Source organism: Alcanivorax sp. HI0007 (assembly GCF_001635525.1).
Classification (GTDB): domain Bacteria; phylum Pseudomonadota; class Gammaproteobacteria; order Pseudomonadales; family Alcanivoracaceae; genus Alcanivorax.
This window is the reverse complement of record NZ_LWEJ01000087.1, coordinates 1-281: the sequence shown is the minus strand read 5'-3', so window position 1 is coordinate 281 and position 281 is coordinate 1. Positions and strand designations below refer to the sequence as shown.

Sequence of the window (281 nt, the reverse complement as noted above, 5' to 3'; positions counted from 1 at the left end):
TCGTCGACGCCAAGCAGATAGCCGGCATAGCGCCAGAAATAATGCATGGACTCATGCTCACGGCGACTGATTTGAAGACCAAGCCGCTTGAGTCCCCGGACCACCATGAAATCGAACTCCAGGATGGTGCCCGCCATGTCTTCCTGATTGATTGGCAGGTCGTATTTGGCATTGTCCCAACGGGGATTGTTGGCAAGAAATTGTCGCACTGCCGCGTGCAGCAACCGTACTTCCATCAAGGTGCGATGCCCCAGGCTGCCCGGGCGGATTCCGTCATCACC

1 protein-coding gene is annotated in these 281 nt (G+C 56.6%); it reads right to left on the bottom strand.

The genetic code is table 11. From position 1 onward, the window contains the following. Positions 1 to 281, bottom strand: a 281-nt coding sequence (locus A3714_RS05165; RefSeq protein WP_156493828.1) for an oxygenase MpaB family protein, incomplete at both ends; no start/stop codon positions are given.